This is a genomic window from Cellulomonas sp. P1_C4, from assembly GCF_056406355.1.
Genome location: NZ_JBFUAI010000010.1, coordinates 124236 through 141098, shown reverse-complemented (window position 1 = coordinate 141098; position 16863 = coordinate 124236). Strand labels below are relative to the sequence as shown.

Sequence of the window (16863 nt, the reverse complement as noted above, 5' to 3'; positions counted from 1 at the left end):
CTCAGACGACCGCGTCGACCACGGGTCGGGGAGCCGGGACGGCGGGCGCGGGCACGTCCGTCCCACGGCGGACCAGCGCGATCCCGGCGACGACGAGCACCATCCCGACGCCCTGCAGCGGGAGGGGCGCCTCCCCGACGAGGGCCCATGCGAGCAGGACTGCGACGAGCACCTCGGAGAGGGCCAGGAAGGACGCGAGGCGTTCACCGAGCAGCCGCACCGACACCGCGCTGACGCCGTACGCGAAGGCGGTCGGCACCGTCGCGACGATCAGGAGCGGCACGATCCAGTGGACCTGCGCGCCGAGCAGGTCGACGCGGACGTCGGGCGCGGCCACCGGCAGGATGCCGATGGCGACGACGAGCGCGACCGTGACCGCGCCGACGGCCATGCCGGCGCCGGCGAGGCTGATCGAGGGCAGCTCGGTGGGCTTGCCGGTGAGCGCGAAGTAGGCGGCGTTGCCGACCGCGGAGACCAGGGCGAACGCGAGCCCGATCGGGTCGAGCTCCAGGGTCCCCGTGAGGTCGAGGACGAGCACGAGACCGCCGGTCGCGAGCGCGGCGCCCACGAGGGTCGCGCGGGTCGGCGCCTGCCGCTCCCGCGCCCACCGCCAGCCCACCAGCAGCAGGGGCCCGGTGTACTCGATGAGCAGGGCGACGGCGACGGGCAGCCGGTCGACCGCGAGGTAGTACATGGTCGACGCGGTGGCCACGCCGAGCACCCCGAAGCCGAGCACCGTGCGCCACTCGTCGCGCAGCACGTACCAGCGGCCGCGCAGGGCCCACGCCGCGGGACCGGCCAGGAGCAGGGCGGCGACCGAGAGGCGTACCAGGATCGCGGCGCCGGGCGACCACCCGGCGACGAGCAGCGGCTTGACCACCGGACCGCTGGTGGCGAACGCCACGGCCGCGACGAGCCCCGCGGCGATGCCGGCGGTGCGGTTCGACGCGGTGGTCGTGGGCATCGCCGCTCTCCTGTCCGGGTATGTCATGAGTCAAGTCCGACTACACTCATGACAGTAGCCGCGGCCATCGACAGGAGTCAAAGTGGTATTCGCACCTGACACCGAGATGAACATCGCTGCGGCCGTCGAGCTGGTCAACACCGCTCGGCGCCGGGACGGGCACGACGCCATGGCGACGGTCGACGACGTGTCCGACTACTACGCGCGGTGGGGCTACACGGCGCGGCACGACGGCGACGCCGCGGAGCTGACGGGGGTCCGCGACGCCCGGGAGCAGATCTCGGTGCTCTGGGACGTGGACCGGGACGCGGCGGCCGGGCTGCTGAACGAGATGCTCGCGCGCGGGGGAGCGGTGCCCTCCCTCGCCCGCCACGACCAGTTCGACTGGCACCTGCACGGGACCGCGCCGAACGCCCCGCTCGCCACCGTGATCCTGGTGGAGACCGCGATGGCGATGGCCGACGTCGTGCGCAGCGACGAGTACGACCGCCTGCAGCACTGCGAGGCGGAGGACTGCGACGCTGTCCTCGTGGATCTCTCCCGCAACCGCTCGCGCAGGTTCTGCGACGTCAACGGCTGCGCGAACCGCGCGCACGTCGCCGCCTACCGCGCCCGCAGAGCGGAGTCGGCCTCGTGACCCACGAGCCGGGCACGACGCGTCCCGTCGTCGCGATGGATGTCGCCCGGGCCGCCGGGGTCTCGCAGAAGACGGTGTCGAGGGTCATCAACGGCGACGCGCACGTCAGGGCCGAGGTGCGCGACCGGGTGCACCGGGCGATCGCGGAGCTCGGGTACCGACCCAACCGCGCGGCCCGCAACCTGGTCCTCGGCCGCAGCCGGACCATCGGCGTGCTGTCCGTGGGGTCCACGGACTTCGGCCCGTCGGCGCTCATGGTGGGCGCCGAGCACGCAATCCGCAGCGCGCGGTACGCGATGTCGGTCATCAACACGTTCGAGGACGAGCCGGACGCGATCACGGGCGCGCTGCGCGAGCTGGTCGACCAGGGCGTCGACGGGATCGTGGTCAACGAGCCCGTCGGGCTGTTCACGCTCGCGCCGGGGGCCATCGGGAACCTGCCGGTGCTGAGCCTGTCGGGGGCATACGGCATCTCGTCGGCGGAGATCGTGGTCGATCCCGACCAGCGGGCCGGCGGCCGCCATGCGACCGAGCACCTGCTGCGTCTCGGCCACGGCACGGTGCACCACCTGTCCGGCCCGCTCGGGTGGCGTTCGGCGCGGCTCCGGCTCGACGGCTGGCGCGACGCCCTGGTCGCGGCCGGCGCCGACGTCCCCCGGGTGCTCCACGGGGACTGGAGCGCCCGGTCCGGGTACGAGCTCGCCACGACCCTGGCCGCGGACCCCGACGTCACGGCGATCTTCTGCGCCAACGACCAGATGGCCATCGGAGCGCTGCGTGCGCTGGCTGACGCGGGGCGGGACGTGCCCGGCGACGTGAGCGTGGTCGGCTTCGACGACCTCCCGGAGGCGTCGTACCTCACGCGGGCCCTCACCACCGTGCGTCAGGACCTCGCGCACGTGGCGACGTTCGGCATCCACCTGCTGATCGACGCCATCGAGAACCCGCGACCCCAGAACCGCCGCGAGCACGTCGCGGTCGAGCTCATGGTCAGAGAGACGACCGCGGCACCGCCCGGCCGCTGACACACCGATTGCGGGCGAGGTCCGTCGCGGCGCACAGTGAGCGCATGCCCGCGTCCGTCGACAGCGCCCTGCACCGCAGCCAGGTCATCGACCTGACGACCACAGGCCGTCACTCCGGTGTGCCTCGGCGGATCGAGATCTTCCTGCACGAGCTGGACGGGCAGCTGTTCATCTCCGGCCAGCCGTTCCCGCGCAAGCGCGCGTGGCTGCTCAACATCGAGGCGGACCCGCACGTCGTCGTGCATCTCAAGCGCGGCGTGACCGCCGACGTCCCGGCGACGGCTCGGGTGGTCGACGACCCGGGGGAGCGGCGTCGGCTCATCGAGGCGGCCGCCCGGCGATGGGGTAGGGACGACGTGGAGCTGATGATGGAACAGAGCCCGCTCATCGTGCTGACGGTGGCCAGGGTGCCGCCAGGCTGACTGACTCGGTACCGGAGGGCTGACCGCCCCGGGCCCGACACGCGGGCCCGGGGCAGTCTGCCGTCAGCTGGTGAGGATGCGGTTCTTCTGCACCTCGAACTCGATGTCGCTGAGGACGCCCGCGTCTCGGAGCGCGCCGAGCTGGGCGAGCTGCGCGAGCTTGGCGTCCATGTCGGCGGGCGCCGCAGCGGGTGCCGGGGCCGGGGGCGCCGCGACGTAGACGGGCTGGGGCTCGGCGTACTGCTGCTGGGGGGCCGCGGCCTCCTGCTGCGACTGCCAGCGGCCAGCCTGGCGGCGCGACACGCGGTTGGAGACGGCGGTGGCGGTTCCGGCGACGACCGCCGTGCGCGCGACGCCGCGGATCAGTCCTGGCATGTGATGCTCCTTGGTCGTGGTGGGTGGGGTCGGCTCAGCCGAGGGAGTCGGTGGCGTCCAGCGCGGCGATGACCGCCTGCACGGGGATGCGCCCGCCGGCCACCAGCTGCCCGCCTGTGCGGCGCAGCGCGACGGCGAACGGGGCGGCCCAGACGTTCTCGTAGACGAGCACGCCCGCTGCGTCACCGGGCTCGAGCGCGTTCGCGGCCTCGGCCAGGTCGTCCTCACCGAGCAGGCCGGACGAGACGCCCTCGAACACGGTCAGGTCGGCGCCGCCGTCCTCCAGCTGCTTGAGCTCGAGCGCGGAGACCGAGCCGTCGTCGTCCTTCTGGATGAACACGAGGTCGAGGATGCGGATGATCCCGCGGTCCACCAGGTCGACCAGGAGAGGGAACGCCTCACCGGTGAGCTTCGCGTGGGGGAATGCCACCACCAGGTAGTCGATCGGGCCCGTCTCCTCGAGTCCGGTCAGGTCATCGGTCATCGGCTGGTCCTCTCCCGTGCGGCACTGCTGCCGCTTCTGACGTGCGCTTCGAGGTGAACGTATCAGGGGCTTTGGGTGCCCGACAGTGGTGGTCCATCCGAATTGCGTGTCGGTCCTGAGCGGCGCCCTCGGGGTCCCGACGACGGCCCCGTGGCGCCTGGGTGCGCACGTCCGACAGGGGCTCAGCCGCGCAACGCCGCGAGGAGCGCACCCGCGGTCGCCGCGGCGCCGGCGATCCACACGAGCGTCGGCAGCCGCTGCCAGAACGTCCTCATGCGCGCACCACCTCACCGTTGGCGGTGACCTCGACGTCGACGGTCTCGAGCGGCTCGGTCGCGGGCCCCTGCACCACGGCGCCGGTCGCGGCGTCGAACCCGCTCCCGTGGCACGGGCAGCGGATCACGCCGCCGCTCACGCTGCCGACGAGGCAGCCCTGGTGCGTGCAGACGGCGTCGAAGCAGTGCACGGTCGCGCCGCTGCGGGTGAGCACGAGCTTCTCGTCGCGGAGCACCAGACCGCCACCGTCGGGGACGTCCGCGAGGGCGGCGAGGGGACCCGACCCCTTGCCGGAGCTGTCGTCGTCGCCGCCGTGGTCGTCGCCGGCGTCCGGCGGCGGGCCGAGGGCGACGAACCCCACGTACCCCGCCGCCCCGGCCACGAGAGCGACGCCCGTGCCCTCGAGCACCGCGCGGCGGCTGACCTCGGGAGCGGCCACGTCAGTAGCCCACGTACCCGGACTGGCCGAAGAACCAGTACGCGGAGCTGAACCACAGGACGACGAGCACGCCGGCGAGCAGCCCGCCCAGCACCGGCACGGTCGCGGACGGCAGCCCGCGGAGGCGCAGGGCCAGCATCTTCGCCGCGAAGACGCCGTAGAAGACGCAGCCCGCGACCGAGTGCACGAGCACCCGGGTCGACCCGTCCTCGAACCCGAGCGACCAGACGCAGTGGAAGACCACGGGGAGCGTGATCAGGAACGCGACGACGCCGGACCAGCGGTGCAGGCCGGTCACCCACCCGGGCGGGTCGGCGACGCCCGGCAGTCGCCCCCACATCGCGAGCGCGGAGAGCACCTGGACGACCACGAGCGCGGCGGCGGCCGTGGTGAGCCACGCCTTCATCTGCAGCATCCCGCTGAAGCCGAACGTCGTCAGCGCGGCGCCGTCGCCGGGGTGCACCTTCGCGTACGCCGCGAGCGCTGCGGCCACGGCCAGACCGACGGCCCCGAGCGCGGCCAGCCCCCACTGCGACGGCCGGTCGGCCGGGTGCGCGTCGGTACCCACCCGTCGATGGTGCTCCCTGACGCCCGTCCGGTCACCACCCCAGCGCGACGGGGTCGAGCTCCTGCAGGACGACCGGGTCCATGATCAGCCGGATCTCGACGATCAGGTCGTCGACGATGGTGAACGCGAACGCCGAGCGCGGGGTGCCCCCGGGTGCCCACATGGCGCCGACCGCGCCGCCCAGCAGCGCCAGCTCCGCGGTGTGCGCGCGGCCGGTGAAGTACCGGGCGACGGCGTCCGCACCGTCGGCGTCGGCGGCGTCGAACCGGGCGATGACCGCGTCGGCACGCAGCTCGACGTCGGGGTCGAGCATCGAGAGCAGCGCGTCGAAGTCACCACCACGGGAGGCGGCGAGGAACGCGTCCACGACGTCCCGCTGACGCGAGAGGTCGGTCTCGGGCGTCACGGGCGCGCCCTGGACCCGGCGCCGCGCGCGGCTGGCCAGCTGACGGGTGGCCTCGGGAGTGCGGCCGACGATGGGCGCGATCTCGTCGAACGGCAGCGCGAACATGTCGTGCAGCACGAAGGCCAGCCGCTCCGCGGGCGTCAGCGTCTCCAGGACGACGAGCATGGCGAGGCCCACCGACTCGGCGAGCACGACCTCGTGCTCGGGGTCCACCACGGCCAACTCGGCGCCGGCGCGCGGGTGCGGCACCTCGATGTCGAGCGCGTCCTCGCGGCGCGACGACCGGCTGCGCAACCGGTCGAGGCACAGTCGCGCGACGACCGTGGTCAGCCAGCCCGCGAGGTTGTCCACGCCGTCGGCGTCGGCACGGTCGAGCCGCAGCCAGGCGTCCTGCACCGCGTCCTCGGCCTCGCTGGTCGAGCCCAGCATGCGGTACGCGACCGCCCGCAGCCGGCCGCGGTTCGCCTCGAACCGCTGGGCCAGGTACTCGTCGTCGGTCATCGGGAGGTCCTTTCGCGGGGTCGTCATCATCGTGACGGATCCCGGCGGCGAGACGTGACGGGTGAGGTTGTGCACGGATGTGCAGGGCCCCTGGACGCCCGTCCGGCGGCGGCCTAGCGTCGTTGTGCCGGCCCGCCGACGGACGGCTGGCCCGCACAGGAGGCCTTCATGCTCTCCGACCACGCCGCCATGCCGGTCCTCGCCGTCAAAGACCTCGAGAAGGCACGCGCGTTCTACGAGGGGACGCTCGGGTTCACGAGCGTCGGTAACGCTCCCGAGGGCGTCGTCTACGGCACCTCGAACGGCGGGCTGCTCGTCTACCCGTCGGCCTACGCGGGCACCAACCAGGCGACCGGGATCTCGTTCCAGGTCTCCGAGGCGAGGTTCGCCGACGAGGTCGCGGCGCTGCGCAGCGCTGGCATCACGTTCCAGACGTTCGAGCTTCCTCCCGAGGCCGGCACGTGGACCGACGGGGTCCTCTCCGGCGGCGGGATGAGCGCGGTCTGGTTCGCTGACCCCGACGGCAACATCCTCAACGTCGAGGCGCACGCCGACTGACCGGGCACGGGCGGCGGCCCCCTCGGTCGCCGCCCGGCCGGTGGTCAGTCGCTGTCGATCTCCGTGCCGTCCGGGGCGATGACGTACCAGACGCTGTTGAGCCCCTGCCCGTTGACATCACCCGGGGCCTTGTCCTGGGCGAACGTGTAGATCGGCCGCCCGTCGATCGTGACCTGCATCTTGCCGTCCGTCCCGGTGATGGTGCCCACCTCGCCGGTCACGCCGGTGACGGTCGGGGTCGGGTTCTCCGTCGTGATGGCCGGCCACGCCGCCGCGCAGTCGCCCGAGCACGCGCTGGCGCCCGAGCCCTTGGTGTCCTTGAGGAAGTAGTACGCCGTCATGCCTTTGCCGTCCACGACGACGGTGCCCAGGCTCGTGTCGGCGGTGGCGAGGTCGGTCGAGGCAGCTGCCGCGGCCGGCGTCTTGGCGGCGCTGGACGCCTCGCTCGACGGTGTCGAGTCGCCGTAGCCCCCGCTGGTGTCGTTCCCTGAGCTCCCGCAGGCCGTCAGCGTGGCGGCAGCCACCAGCGCGGTGATCGAGAACAGGATGGTCCGTCTCACGATGATCTCCTCTGGTCGGTAGCGGGTCCGTGTGCCCCCGCTACCTGGACCACGGGGCCGGAGGGGTCGAGGTTCACCGTTCGATGAACCTGCGGGGGACTTGTGCCGTTGAGGGAGTAGGACGGACGAGGACGGCGGAGGGAGGCTGCGTGGGCGAGGAACCCGACGCGCTCCTGCGTGCCCTCCACCAGGCCTATGCGCGCCCGCTGCAGCACTACGTCGTGCGCCTCACGGGCGACCACGGGCTCGCGCAGGACGTCGTCCAGGAGGCGATGGTCCGCGCCTGGAAGCACCCCGACGTGCTGGCCCGCGACGAGGGTGCCACGCGGGCGTGGCTCTACACGGTGGTCCGCAACCTCGTGATCGACGACCGCCGCAGCGCCCGCCACGTGCGGGAACGCACCACGGACCAGGCGCCCGACTCACCGCAGCCCGACGCGTCGCAGGCGGTCCTCGACAGCTGGTTGGTGGCCGACGCGCTCGAGCAGCTCACGCCTGAGCACCGCGCCGTCGTGGTCGGCGCCTACTACGGCGGCAGGTCCGTCGCGGAGCTGGCGCGCGAGCACCAGATCCCCGAGGGCACCGTGAAGTCACGCATGCACTACGCGCTGCGCGCACTGCGCCTCGCACTGCAGGAGAGGGGAGTCTCGTCATGACCGGGCGGGAGGCCGACGAGCGGCGCGGCGACGACGCGTTCCGCGACTGGGACGCCGCGTACGTGCTCGGCGCGCTCGACCCCGAGGACCGACGGGCCTACGAGGAGCACCTGCGCGACTGCGCGTCGTGCCGCGCGGCCGTCGCCGAGCTGGCCGGGATGCCGGGCCTGCTGCGCATGGTCTCGCCGGACGACGCCGCGGCGCTCGGCACCGCTGCGGGCACCTCGGCGGGCGCCGAGGCGGAGGTCGTGGAGCTKGCGTCGGTGGCCCGGGCGGCCCATCGGTCCCGGCGGCGGCGGATGGTCGGGCTCGTGGCCGCGGCCGCCGCTCTGCTGGTGGTCGGCGGCGMCGCGGGGACGCTGGTCGACCGGCCCGCCGGCACGCCGCAGGCGACGGCGTCGTCCACCGCGCAGGTCACAGCGCTGCAGCTGGAACCCGTCGGCGACGTCGCGGTCAGCGCCGACCTCACGCTGGAGAAGAAGGGGTGGGGCACCCGGATCGACTGGGAGTGCCGCTACCCGGTCGCGGCGTGGCCCGACGGCGACGGCCCGACGTACGAGCTCGTGCTGGTCGACGCCGACGGGGACAGCACGGTCGTGGCGACGTGGCTGGCCCGCAACGTCGGCGCCCGGGGGCTCGGCGCGTCGTCGAGCATCGACACCGACACCATCCGCCGGGTGGAGATCCGCGTCGAGGGATCGGACGCGCCCCTCGCCGCCGCCCGGACCTAGCTCAAGCGGGCACGCGACCGTTCACCGAGATGGTGATCGCGGCCTGCTCCCCGAGCAGCTCACGCGCCGCGACCGGCAGCTGGATCCGGGCCAGCCAGCTCCCGGTGGCCGAGTCGAGGTCCTGGAGCTGCTGGTCGCTGGCCTGGTCGGGCACCCAGTCCCGGATCGCCGTGCGCAGCGACGAGTTCCAGACGGCCCACGAGCGGGGCGCGCCGCCGTCCGTCGGGAACGCGATGTCGACCACGAGCACGTCGGCCCAGTCCGCGGTCTGCTCGAGGTGGTCGAGGAAGGAGAGCAGATGGTCCTTCTTGCGCAGCGAGAGGAGCCGGAGCTGCAGGACGTGCCGCATCGTCGGGACGTCGGGGCGGGCGGCCTTCGTCGACAGGAACGTGCGCACCAGCGGCACTGGCGTGCTCGTGGTGTCGGGGGTCTTCGGCCGCTCCAGCTGGATGGGGCACAGGTGGGCGGTGCTCTGCTCGTGCAGCACCACGGGCAGGCCACGGATGGACAGGGACGCCTCCAGCTGCCACACGGTGTCGTCGTCGGGTGTGCCCGGCACCACGACGTCCGTGAGCTGAGCCCGCACCTCGACGTCGCCGAAGAGGAAGCGCTGGAGGTTCTGGTAGCCCTCCTCGGAGTTGACGATGCCGAACCGGCCGGAGTGGCTGCGGTGCACGAGCGCCCGGGGAGTGCCCCGCACGTAGGCGTTCTCGATCTGGACGAGGCCGTCGCTGCGCGCACCGACGGCCTTGGCGGACAGGCCGAGCGCCGAGGTGTAGTCGGTCGGGTTGGTCCCGACCAGGCAGAAGAACCGGTCCTTCGGGAACCCGTCGTCCGGCATCTCGGTGGCGTCCCAGCCGTCCGGCACGCGCCTCTTCGTCGAGGCCGTCGGCGTCAGGTACTGGTACATGCGGGCGGGGCCGAAGATGTCGGCCCCGGCCAGGCCGGTGAGGTCGCGCAGCTTCTCGAGGGCGCCGAAGCCGATGGCGAACTCGATCCCGCCGTGCGGCGTGGCGTACGTGAAGACCCGGTCGACGAACGCCTTGGCGGCGTCGGGCGACCCGTCGGTCTGCTCGGGTGCGACCTTCTGGATCATCGACCGCACGATCAGGCCGCCCATCGAGTGGGCGACCAGGAAGACCCGTGGCGCACCGGTCTTGCGCCGCACGAGCGTCACCAGGGCGAAGAGGCTCTCCGCGGCCCGCTCGATGCTGAAGGCGTTGGGGTCCTTGGCGAGGTTCGGCGCGAACTCGTCGTAGAACCGGTGGACCCAGATCGTCGCGGGGTCGATGGAGCTGTCGGGCCGCTGCTCGAGGTACGCACCCTGGTTGCCCTGCACGAGCAGCTGGTACCCGTGGTCGATCATCAGCCGCAGGAGCGGGCTCTCGAACTGGTGGAACGCGGGCCGGTCGGTGTCGTCGACGCGCACCTGCACCGATCCCTCGTTGAACCCGTAGAACGGGTCGTCCACGGCGGTGTTGATGCCGGAGGGTCCGCCTGCGAACCCGCGCACGTAGATCACCGGGAGCCTGCCGCCGGTCTCGTCACCCATCCGAGCACCTCCGCTCCGAGGGGCCCTCGCCCTCGCGACACTGCGAAGGAGGCGCCGGGACGCTCGTGGATACCGATCCTTCCAGCGGATCAGGCCTGTGACGAGAGGAACGGCGTGCCGGCCACCTCCAGCGTCTGCGCCGCGGGGGTCCCCGGCGGCGCGACGACCCGCAGCTGCCCGATGGTCCGCAGGAGCGACTCCAGGACGCGCACCCCGGCGCTGCCGAGGTGGATCACATCGCGCAGGTCGACCGTGACCGGGACCAGGCCGTTGCGGGACAGCCGCAGGATCTCGGCCTCGACCTGGGCTGCGGCGGCCCGGTGGTCGACGGCGCCGCCCACCCGGACCACGTGACCGTCGCTCGCGTCGGAGTGCAGCTCGAGCGGCGCGGCGGCCCGGGTCGCGGACTCGGAGACGGCGTCGGCCTGGTCGACGGGTGCCGGCCGACGAGCCGGGCACTCCAACGTCACGACGGTGCCGTCCGGTCCGGTCTCGACGGCGACCTGCAGGCCGGCGGAGGCCATCATGCTGAACCCGCGCCCGCGCTCCCCGGGATCGCGGTCGGGCTCGCGCCAGCGCCCGTGGTCGCGGACGACGACCTCGATCATGGCGTCGTCGCGGATGGTGGCGTGCACCTCCACGGCGCCGACCGGGTTGCCGTCGTTCTCGCGGTACGCGTGCTCCACGGCGTTCGCCATCACCTCGGACACGCCGAGGACGAGCGCGGAGCGGTCGCGCGAGCCCAGCCCGACCCCGAGCCCCCACGCGTCCACCGCGCCACGCACCCGCGCCAGCTGACCGGGGTCCGCGGACACGTGCAGGTCCAGAGGGGCCGGTGCTGGCCGGCGGTGGGCCGCGAGCACGGTCACGTCGTCGGTGAAGCCGTCGTCGATGAGCACCGCGGGCAGCTGCTGGCAGATCCGTCCCGCCACGGACGCGCCGGCCGACCCGTCGATGTACGCGTCGAACGCAGTGCGCTCCAGGGCGTCGAGCCCGTCGCGCAGCGGCCGGCGGATGTTCTCGACGAGCCCGTCGGTGAACAGCACGATCGCGTCCCCGTCGCGCAGGGTGGCGGTGGCGACCCGCCCCTCCGTGCGCGAGCCCAGCGGCCCGTCGCCGGTGGTCGGGAGCACCCGGGCGCCGTCGGGGCCGACGACGAGCGGTGCCGGGTGACCGCGGGTCGCGTACTCGAGCTCGCCGGTGTGCTGGTCGAGCAGCGCCACGCAGAGGGTCGCGGCGAAGGCGCCCGAGACCCGCCCGGCGAACGCCTCGACGGCCTCGAGGGCGCTCAGGATCCCGGCGCCCTCGAGGAGGCGGGCCGCGAGCACGGCCCGCAGCTGGCTCATGATCGCCGACGCCTCGACGCCGTGGCCCACCACGTCGCCGACGGTCAGCGACAGCCGTCCGTCGGGGAGCGTGGCCGAGTCGAACCAGTCGCCACCCGCGGCCTGCTCCAGGYCGGCCACGAGGTACGACGCCGCGACGTCCACGCGGGGCAGGAGGGGGACGGTCGAGGGGAGGAGCGCACCCTGCAGGCGCAGGACGACCTCACGGGCGCGCGCCAGCCGCTGGTCGGCCGTCGCGGCGCCGGCGCGCTCGAGCTGCGCGGCGCGCAGGCGCGTGGTGATGTCGATCCCCGCGGCGACGGCACCCACCAGGGTCCCGTCCGCGTCCCGCCAGGGGGTGACGGTCAGGTCGAGCCAGATCCCCGACGCCGGGTCGGACCAGTCGGCCACGAGCGACAGCTGGTCGTCGTGGAACACCCCGCCGGTGCGCACGGTCTCGGTCAGGGCCGTCACCACGCTCTGGAAGCCGGGGTCGCGCAGGTCGCGCAGGCTGACGTCGAGCAGTGTGCCCCGCTGGAAGGCGTCGCGGGCGCCGCGATTGGCCGCGACGATGCGGAGGTCGGGGGCACGCACGACGATCTGGATGCCGGGGGAGTCGTCGAAGGCTCGAAGGACGGCGTCGAGGTCGACGTACCCGTCGGACTCCATCGCGCCTCCTGTCTCAGCTCGTCGAGGCCGCCTGCCCGCGCGCGTCCCACGCGCCAGCTGCGTCCGTGTCCGAGGCCGGAGCGCTGATGACGTCCAGCCCGTGCGCTCCCGCGAGCCCGAGGCTCGCACCGGGACAGAGCACTATGCRCATCCTCACACCTGCGGACGCACTTCGCCGGTGTGCGGCGGTCAGAGCCGAGACCCCGACCGATCCCAGGTGGGAGACGTCGCGGAGATCGACGACCATCACGCCGACGGCGCGCGCGGTGATCATCAGCTGCATCACCGCGGCGGTGAGGTCGTGCGCGGTCGCGAGGTCGACCGGTCCCCGCACGCGGACGACGGGCACGTCGTCGACCGTGTCGAAGGTGATCTCGAGACCGGGGCCCGTCGGCGCGGGCACGGCCTCGGGCGCGGACGTGAGGCTGGCGAAGAAGAAGTCGTCGAGCCGCTGCCTGGTGTCGGAGCCCAGCCCGCCGCCCCCCTCGACGGCCGCGACGAGCCGCTCCGCGAGCGTCAGGAGCCGCACGTTGCGCTGCTGGGAGCCCCAGCGCAGCAGCTCGAAGGCCGCGTCACCGTCGATGCCGTAGCCGAGCATGAAGGCGCCCTTGGCCTGGTCGATCACGGCGTGCGACTTCAGCGCCTGGGTGAGCTCCTCGTTGACGCGGTGCGCCACGGCATCGCGCTGGGACGCCGTGACGTCGACCAGGAACCCGGAGACCGTACGCACGCCCTCGTCGCCCGTCTCTCCCGCGCCGGCGAGCGTGACGGACCGCTCCGCGCCGCCGAGGTCGAGGAGCCGGTACTGGCACCCGAACGGTTCCCCGTCGACGCCGCACTGTCCGAGGGCGTCCAGCACGCGCCCTCGGTCGGCGGGGTGCACGTGGCGCGACATGAGCGCGAGTGTGGGCACCACCTCGCCCGGCGCCATGCCGTGGATCCGGAACGTGCCGTCGGACCACCACCAGCGGCCCGTCGGAGCCGTGTAGCGGAACTGACCGACCTGCGCCGGGATGGGTGTGGGGGTGTGCACGACGTCCTCCGCGGTGCCCCCGTCGGGGCGGGAGCCGGCTCATGGGCTCGTGGCTGAACCCGGTGTGCGTCGAGCGGTCGTCGAGGCCGCCAACGTGCGACCCGCAGGATATGTCGGAAACGGGGGCGCAGCCCGTCGGGAGGGGTCAGTGCAGAAGTCGGCGCCAGTTGTCGGGAACTCGCCCGGCGGGGCCGGGGACGGTCTGCTCGACGGGACGGTGCTCCGGGGCGGCGAGCGGGGGACCGTCGATGTAGTCGTCGGCCGGGTAGTCCCAGAACCAGTCCTCGCCCGGCTCGAACGTCCGCACGATGGGGTGCCCGGTCTCACGGAAGTGCGCGGTCGCGTGCTGAGAGGGCGACGTGTCGCAGCACCCGACGTGTCCGCAGGTGGCACAGCGGCGCAGGTGGAACCACCAGCCCTGGGTCGCGTCGCACTCGAGGCACCCGGTGCCGCTGGGTGGCACCGACGGGTCGATGGCGGTCTCGGTCACGGCGTGGGTCCTTCCGTCGGGGAGTAGGGCAGGCGGACACGGAACTGCGTGTCGCCGGGCTCGGAGGTGACGGACAGGTCGCCGTGGTGCTTGCCGACGACGATCCGCCACGAGATGTCGAGCCCCAGACCGGTGCCGGAGCCGACGGGCTTGGTGGTGAAGAACGGCTCGAAGATGCGCCCGACGACGGCGTCGGGGATGCCCGGGCCGGTGTCCGCGACCACGACCTCGAGCCAGTCGTCGACCCGGTGGGTGCTCAGCGTGAGGGTGCCGTGGCCCTCCATCGCCTGCGCCGCGTTGTCGATGAGGTTGGTCCACACCTGGTTGAGCTCGGCGGCGAACACGTGGATCGGGGGGAGCGTGCGGTCGTAGTCGCGGACCACCGTGATCCCGTCGCCCAGCTGGCGCTCGAGCATGGTGAGCGTGCTGTCCAGCAGCTCGTGCACGTCGACCGTCTGGTCGGGCGCCCGGCCGATCTGCGAGTACTGCTTCGCGGCGCCGACCAGGTTGGAGATCCGCCCGGTGGCGTCCTCGACCTCGTTCATCAGCGACTCGGTCTCCAGCGTGTACGCCAGCCACCGGACGGCGCCCTCGAGCACCTCTTCGCCCACGCAGGACGCCACCATGTCGAGCCATGCCGGGCCGAGGTCCGCCGCGACGAAGCTGGGCGCCAGCTCCCAGCCGCCCGCGATGCGGTGGTCCTCCATCCAGTCGCCCAGCTCGTCCTCACGGTCGGACACCTCGAGGGGTGACGACACGGTCTCAGACCCGCGGGCCTTCGCCAGCGCGACGACGGCCTTCTCCTGCAGGTGGATGATCTGCGCCAGCTGCTCGCGGTCGTACGGGCCCGAGGCGATGAGCGCGAGCTTGTGCCGCATGCCCGCGACCCGCTCGCGCAGCGTGGCGGTGGCCCGCGTGGCCGCCGCGGCGGGGTTGTTCAGCTCGTGCGTCAGCCCGGCCGACAGGGAGCCCAGGGCGAGCAGCCGCTCGCGCTGGCCAATGGCCGCCTGCGAGCTCTGCTGCCCGAAGAACAGCCCCTCGAGCAGGTGGACCGCCATGGGGAACCAGTCGTTCATGAAGCCGGCGAAGTCGTCGGCGGACAGCACGTAGTAGCGCGACGGCTCGAGGACGCGCAGGGTCTGCGCGTACGTCTGCGGCACCCGGTCCGCGAGGTAGGCGGCCCATGCCCCGGCGTAGACGCCCACCTGCGAGGTGCGGGCGATCTCGACGTCGTCCACGCCCACCCGGCGGTACATCGCGAGCGAGCCCTCGAGCATGACGTAGAAGTCGGTCGCCGGGTCGCCCTCCCGGTACAGCACGCCCGGGTCGATGTGCTCGACGTGGCCGTGCCCGCAGAGCCAGAGGAGCTGCTCGTCGCTCAGGCGCTCGAACAGGAACATGGTCCGCAGCTCGTCGATGTCGCACGCCAGGTGGGTGCGGGTAGTGGTCGCGAGCGGTGCGGGGACGGGTTCGGTGGTGGTCACAGCTGCTCCAGGTAGCGGTGGACGAGCATCACGGCCATGGCACCCTCGCCGACGGCGGAGGCCACGCGCTTGGCGGACTCGGCACGCACGTCGCCGGCCGCGAAGACCCCGGGGACGCTCGTCTCCAGGTGGTACGGAGGCCGGTCGAGGGGCCAGGCGTCCGGCACCTTGCCCTCGACCAGCAGGTCGTGACCGGCACAGACGAACCCGTGCTGGTCACGTGTCACGGTGCCGTCCAGCCAGGTGGTCAGCGGGGCGGCCCCGATGAACACGAACAACCAACCGGTGTCGACGGATTCCTTCGCGCCGGTGTCGGCGTCGCGCAGGACGATCCGCTCGAGGTGGTCGTCGCCGACGGCCTCCACCACCTCGGACCGGGTGCGCACCCGGATCTTCTCGTTCTGCTCGACCTGCTCGATGAGGTAGCGGGACATCGACTGCTCCAGCGACGCGGCGCGCACGACGAGCGTCACCGACCGCGCGTGCCGCGACAGGTACATCGCGGCCTGGCCCGCGGAGTTCGCGCCGCCGACGACGTAGATGTCCTGGTCCAGGCACGCGGTCGCCTCGGTGAGCGCGGACCCGTAGTAGACGCCGCGGCCCGTCAGAGCGCCGATCCCGGGACCGTCGAGCTCGCGGTAGGCGACACCGCTGGCCACGATCACCGTGTGCGCGTCGACCGTGCTGCCGTCGTCGAACCGCACCGACCGGGCCGCTCCGTGGACCTCGAGCCCCACGGCGTCGCGGGTCATGACGATCTCGGCGCCGAACTTCAGCGCCTGCCGTCGCGCTCGGTCGGTGAGCTGCGCGCCCGAGACGCCGTCGGGGAAGCCGAGGTAGTTCTCGATGCGGGAGCTCTGCCCGGCCTGCCCACCGGTCGCGGTCCGCTCCACGAGGGCGGTGCGGAGGCCCTCCGACGCGCCGTACAGCGCGGCGCTCAGCCCCGCGGGTCCGCCGCCGATGACGACGAGGTCGTAGAACCGTTCCGACGGGCTCACGGAGAGCCCGACCTGCGCCGCCAGGTCCCCGTCGGTGGGCGCGACGAGGACGGTGCCGTCGGAGGTGACGACGACGGGCAGCGTGGCGTCGTCGGCGCCGGCGACGTCGAGCAGCACGCGGCCCTCGGGGCTGTCGCTGGCGTACCACCGGTACGGCACCTGGTTGCGGGCGAGGAACTCGCGGACCTCCGACGAGCGCGCCGACCATCGGTGGCCGACCACCTTCGTCTCGGCGACCGCCCGGGGTGGGTTCGCGGCCCACGCCTCGAGCTGCGCGTCGATCACCGGGTAGAACTTCTCCTCCGGCGGGTCCCACGGCTTGAGCAGGTAGTGGTCGAGGTCGACCACGTTCACGGCGTCGATCGCGACGTCCGTGTCGGCGTACGCGGTCAGCAGCACGCGCCGCGCCTGGGGGTAGATGTCCATGGCCTGCTCGAGGAACTCGATGCCCGTCATCGCCGGCATGCGGTGGTCCGCCAGCAGGACGGCCACCTGGTCGCCGCGCAGCTTGAGCTCGCGCAGGGCATCGAGCGCCTCGGGACCGGAGTCGGCGCGGACCACCCGGTACGCGTCGCCGTAGCGTCGACGCAGGTCACGGGCCACGGATCGCGAGACCGCCGGATCGTCGTCGACCGTCAGGAGCGCCGGCTTGCGCTCCGCCTCACCGTTCATCGGGACCTCTCCTGCGCCACGTGGTTCCCTCTCGTCGT

19 protein-coding genes are annotated in these 16863 nt (G+C 73.0%); 6 read left to right on the top strand and 13 right to left on the bottom strand.

Annotation, left to right across the window (positions count from 1 at the left end; translation table 11 throughout):
• Nucleotide 1: 1 nt before the first annotated feature.
• On the bottom strand, nucleotides 2-964 hold the full coding sequence (locus AC1DYZ_RS09975) for an EamA family transporter (RefSeq protein WP_477065041.1): 963 nt from the start codon (nucleotides 962-964) through the stop codon (nucleotides 2-4).
• 82 nt (nucleotides 965-1046) lie between these two features.
• Here AC1DYZ_RS09975 and AC1DYZ_RS09970 point away from each other — a divergent pair, with 82 nt between their 5' ends.
• The 3 genes from AC1DYZ_RS09970 to AC1DYZ_RS09960 are packed head-to-tail and all read left to right on the top strand — an operon-like array spanning nucleotide 1047 to nucleotide 3048.
• Nucleotides 1047-1601, top strand: a complete 555-nt coding sequence (locus AC1DYZ_RS09970) for a CGNR zinc finger domain-containing protein (protein WP_477065040.1) — start codon at nucleotides 1047-1049, stop codon at nucleotides 1599-1601.
• Nucleotides 1598-2626 carry a LacI family DNA-binding transcriptional regulator gene (locus AC1DYZ_RS09965; protein ID WP_477065039.1) on the top strand — a complete coding sequence of 343 codons (1029 nt, stop codon included), beginning with the start codon at nucleotides 1598-1600 and terminating at the stop codon, nucleotides 2624-2626. The genes AC1DYZ_RS09970 and AC1DYZ_RS09965 overlap by 4 nt, the downstream gene beginning before the upstream one ends.
• A gap of 8 nt (nucleotides 2627-2634) precedes the next feature.
• Nucleotides 2635-3048, top strand: a complete 414-nt coding sequence (locus AC1DYZ_RS09960) for a nitroreductase family deazaflavin-dependent oxidoreductase (protein ID WP_477065038.1) — start codon at nucleotides 2635-2637, stop codon at nucleotides 3046-3048.
• A gap of 63 nt (nucleotides 3049-3111) precedes the next feature.
• Here the strand turns inward: AC1DYZ_RS09960 and AC1DYZ_RS09955 are convergent, their stop codons facing one another.
• The 5 genes from AC1DYZ_RS09955 to AC1DYZ_RS09935 form a co-directional block, all read right to left on the bottom strand.
• A complete protein-coding gene (locus tag AC1DYZ_RS09955) occupies nucleotides 3112-3423 on the bottom strand; it encodes an SHOCT domain-containing protein (RefSeq protein ID WP_456824752.1) in 312 nt (103 codons plus the stop codon).
• 34 nt (nucleotides 3424-3457) lie between these two features.
• On the bottom strand, nucleotides 3458-3907 hold the full coding sequence (locus tag AC1DYZ_RS09950) for a DUF6325 family protein (protein WP_456824751.1): 450 nt from the start codon (nucleotides 3905-3907) through the stop codon (nucleotides 3458-3460).
• A 271-nt stretch (nucleotides 3908-4178) separates the two neighbouring features.
• Nucleotides 4179-4622 (bottom strand): Rieske (2Fe-2S) protein, encoded by a 444-nt coding sequence (locus AC1DYZ_RS09945; protein ID WP_477065037.1) that lies wholly within the window; start codon nucleotides 4620-4622, stop codon nucleotides 4179-4181.
• 1 nt (nucleotide 4623) lies between these two features.
• On the bottom strand, nucleotides 4624-5190 hold the full coding sequence (locus tag AC1DYZ_RS09940) for a DUF6529 family protein (RefSeq protein WP_477065036.1): 567 nt from the start codon (nucleotides 5188-5190) through the stop codon (nucleotides 4624-4626).
• A 31-nt stretch (nucleotides 5191-5221) separates the two neighbouring features.
• Entirely contained in the window at nucleotides 5222-6097 is an 876-nt protein-coding gene (locus AC1DYZ_RS09935; RefSeq protein WP_477065035.1) for a sigma-70 family RNA polymerase sigma factor, read from the bottom strand.
• Between the two features lie 168 nt (nucleotides 6098-6265).
• Between AC1DYZ_RS09935 and AC1DYZ_RS09930 the strand changes: the two genes are divergently transcribed.
• Entirely contained in the window at nucleotides 6266-6655 is a 390-nt protein-coding gene (locus AC1DYZ_RS09930) for a VOC family protein (protein ID WP_477065034.1), read from the top strand.
• A gap of 44 nt (nucleotides 6656-6699) precedes the next feature.
• On the opposite strand, the gene AC1DYZ_RS09925 is transcribed toward AC1DYZ_RS09930, so the two are convergent.
• Nucleotides 6700-7215: a COG4315 family predicted lipoprotein gene (locus AC1DYZ_RS09925; protein WP_477065033.1), complete on the bottom strand. Its 516-nt coding sequence runs from the start codon at nucleotides 7213-7215 to the stop codon at nucleotides 6700-6702.
• A gap of 149 nt (nucleotides 7216-7364) precedes the next feature.
• On the opposite strand from AC1DYZ_RS09925, the gene AC1DYZ_RS09920 reads away from it, so the two are divergent.
• Nucleotides 7365-7871: a sigma-70 family RNA polymerase sigma factor gene (locus AC1DYZ_RS09920; protein ID WP_456824745.1), complete on the top strand. Its 507-nt coding sequence runs from the start codon at nucleotides 7365-7367 to the stop codon at nucleotides 7869-7871.
• Nucleotides 7868-8602, top strand: coding sequence for an anti-sigma factor family protein (locus AC1DYZ_RS09915; RefSeq protein WP_477065032.1), 735 nt, complete (start codon nucleotides 7868-7870; stop codon nucleotides 8600-8602). Before AC1DYZ_RS09920 ends, AC1DYZ_RS09915 begins: the two co-directional genes overlap by 4 nt.
• 1 nt (nucleotide 8603) lies before the next feature.
• Here AC1DYZ_RS09915 and AC1DYZ_RS09910 read toward each other — a convergent pair whose 3' ends face one another.
• From AC1DYZ_RS09910 to AC1DYZ_RS09885, 6 genes are all read right to left on the bottom strand, one after another.
• Entirely contained in the window at nucleotides 8604-10154 is a 1551-nt protein-coding gene (locus AC1DYZ_RS09910) for an esterase/lipase family protein (RefSeq protein ID WP_477065031.1), read from the bottom strand.
• 89 nt (nucleotides 10155-10243) lie between these two features.
• The gene (locus AC1DYZ_RS09905) at nucleotides 10244-12148 is read right to left on the bottom strand and encodes a SpoIIE family protein phosphatase (protein WP_477065030.1); all 1905 of its coding nucleotides are present in this window, start codon (nucleotides 12146-12148) and stop codon (nucleotides 10244-10246) included.
• Between the two features lie 13 nt (nucleotides 12149-12161).
• Complete coding sequence (locus AC1DYZ_RS09900) at nucleotides 12162-13181, bottom strand: ANTAR domain-containing protein (protein WP_477065029.1); 1020 nt, start codon at nucleotides 13179-13181, stop codon at nucleotides 12162-12164.
• Nucleotides 13182-13326: 145 nt separating this feature from the next.
• The gene (locus AC1DYZ_RS09895; RefSeq protein WP_477065028.1) at nucleotides 13327-13671 is read right to left on the bottom strand and encodes a UBP-type zinc finger domain-containing protein; all 345 of its coding nucleotides are present in this window, start codon (nucleotides 13669-13671) and stop codon (nucleotides 13327-13329) included.
• On the bottom strand, nucleotides 13668-15155 hold the full coding sequence (locus AC1DYZ_RS09890) for an ATP-binding protein (RefSeq protein ID WP_477065027.1): 1488 nt from the start codon (nucleotides 15153-15155) through the stop codon (nucleotides 13668-13670). Before AC1DYZ_RS09890 ends, AC1DYZ_RS09895 begins: the two co-directional genes overlap by 4 nt.
• Nucleotides 15152-16825, bottom strand: a complete 1674-nt coding sequence (locus AC1DYZ_RS09885; RefSeq protein ID WP_477065026.1) for an NAD(P)/FAD-dependent oxidoreductase — start codon at nucleotides 16823-16825, stop codon at nucleotides 15152-15154. Before AC1DYZ_RS09885 ends, AC1DYZ_RS09890 begins: the two co-directional genes overlap by 4 nt.
• Nucleotides 16826-16863 lie beyond the last annotated feature (38 nt).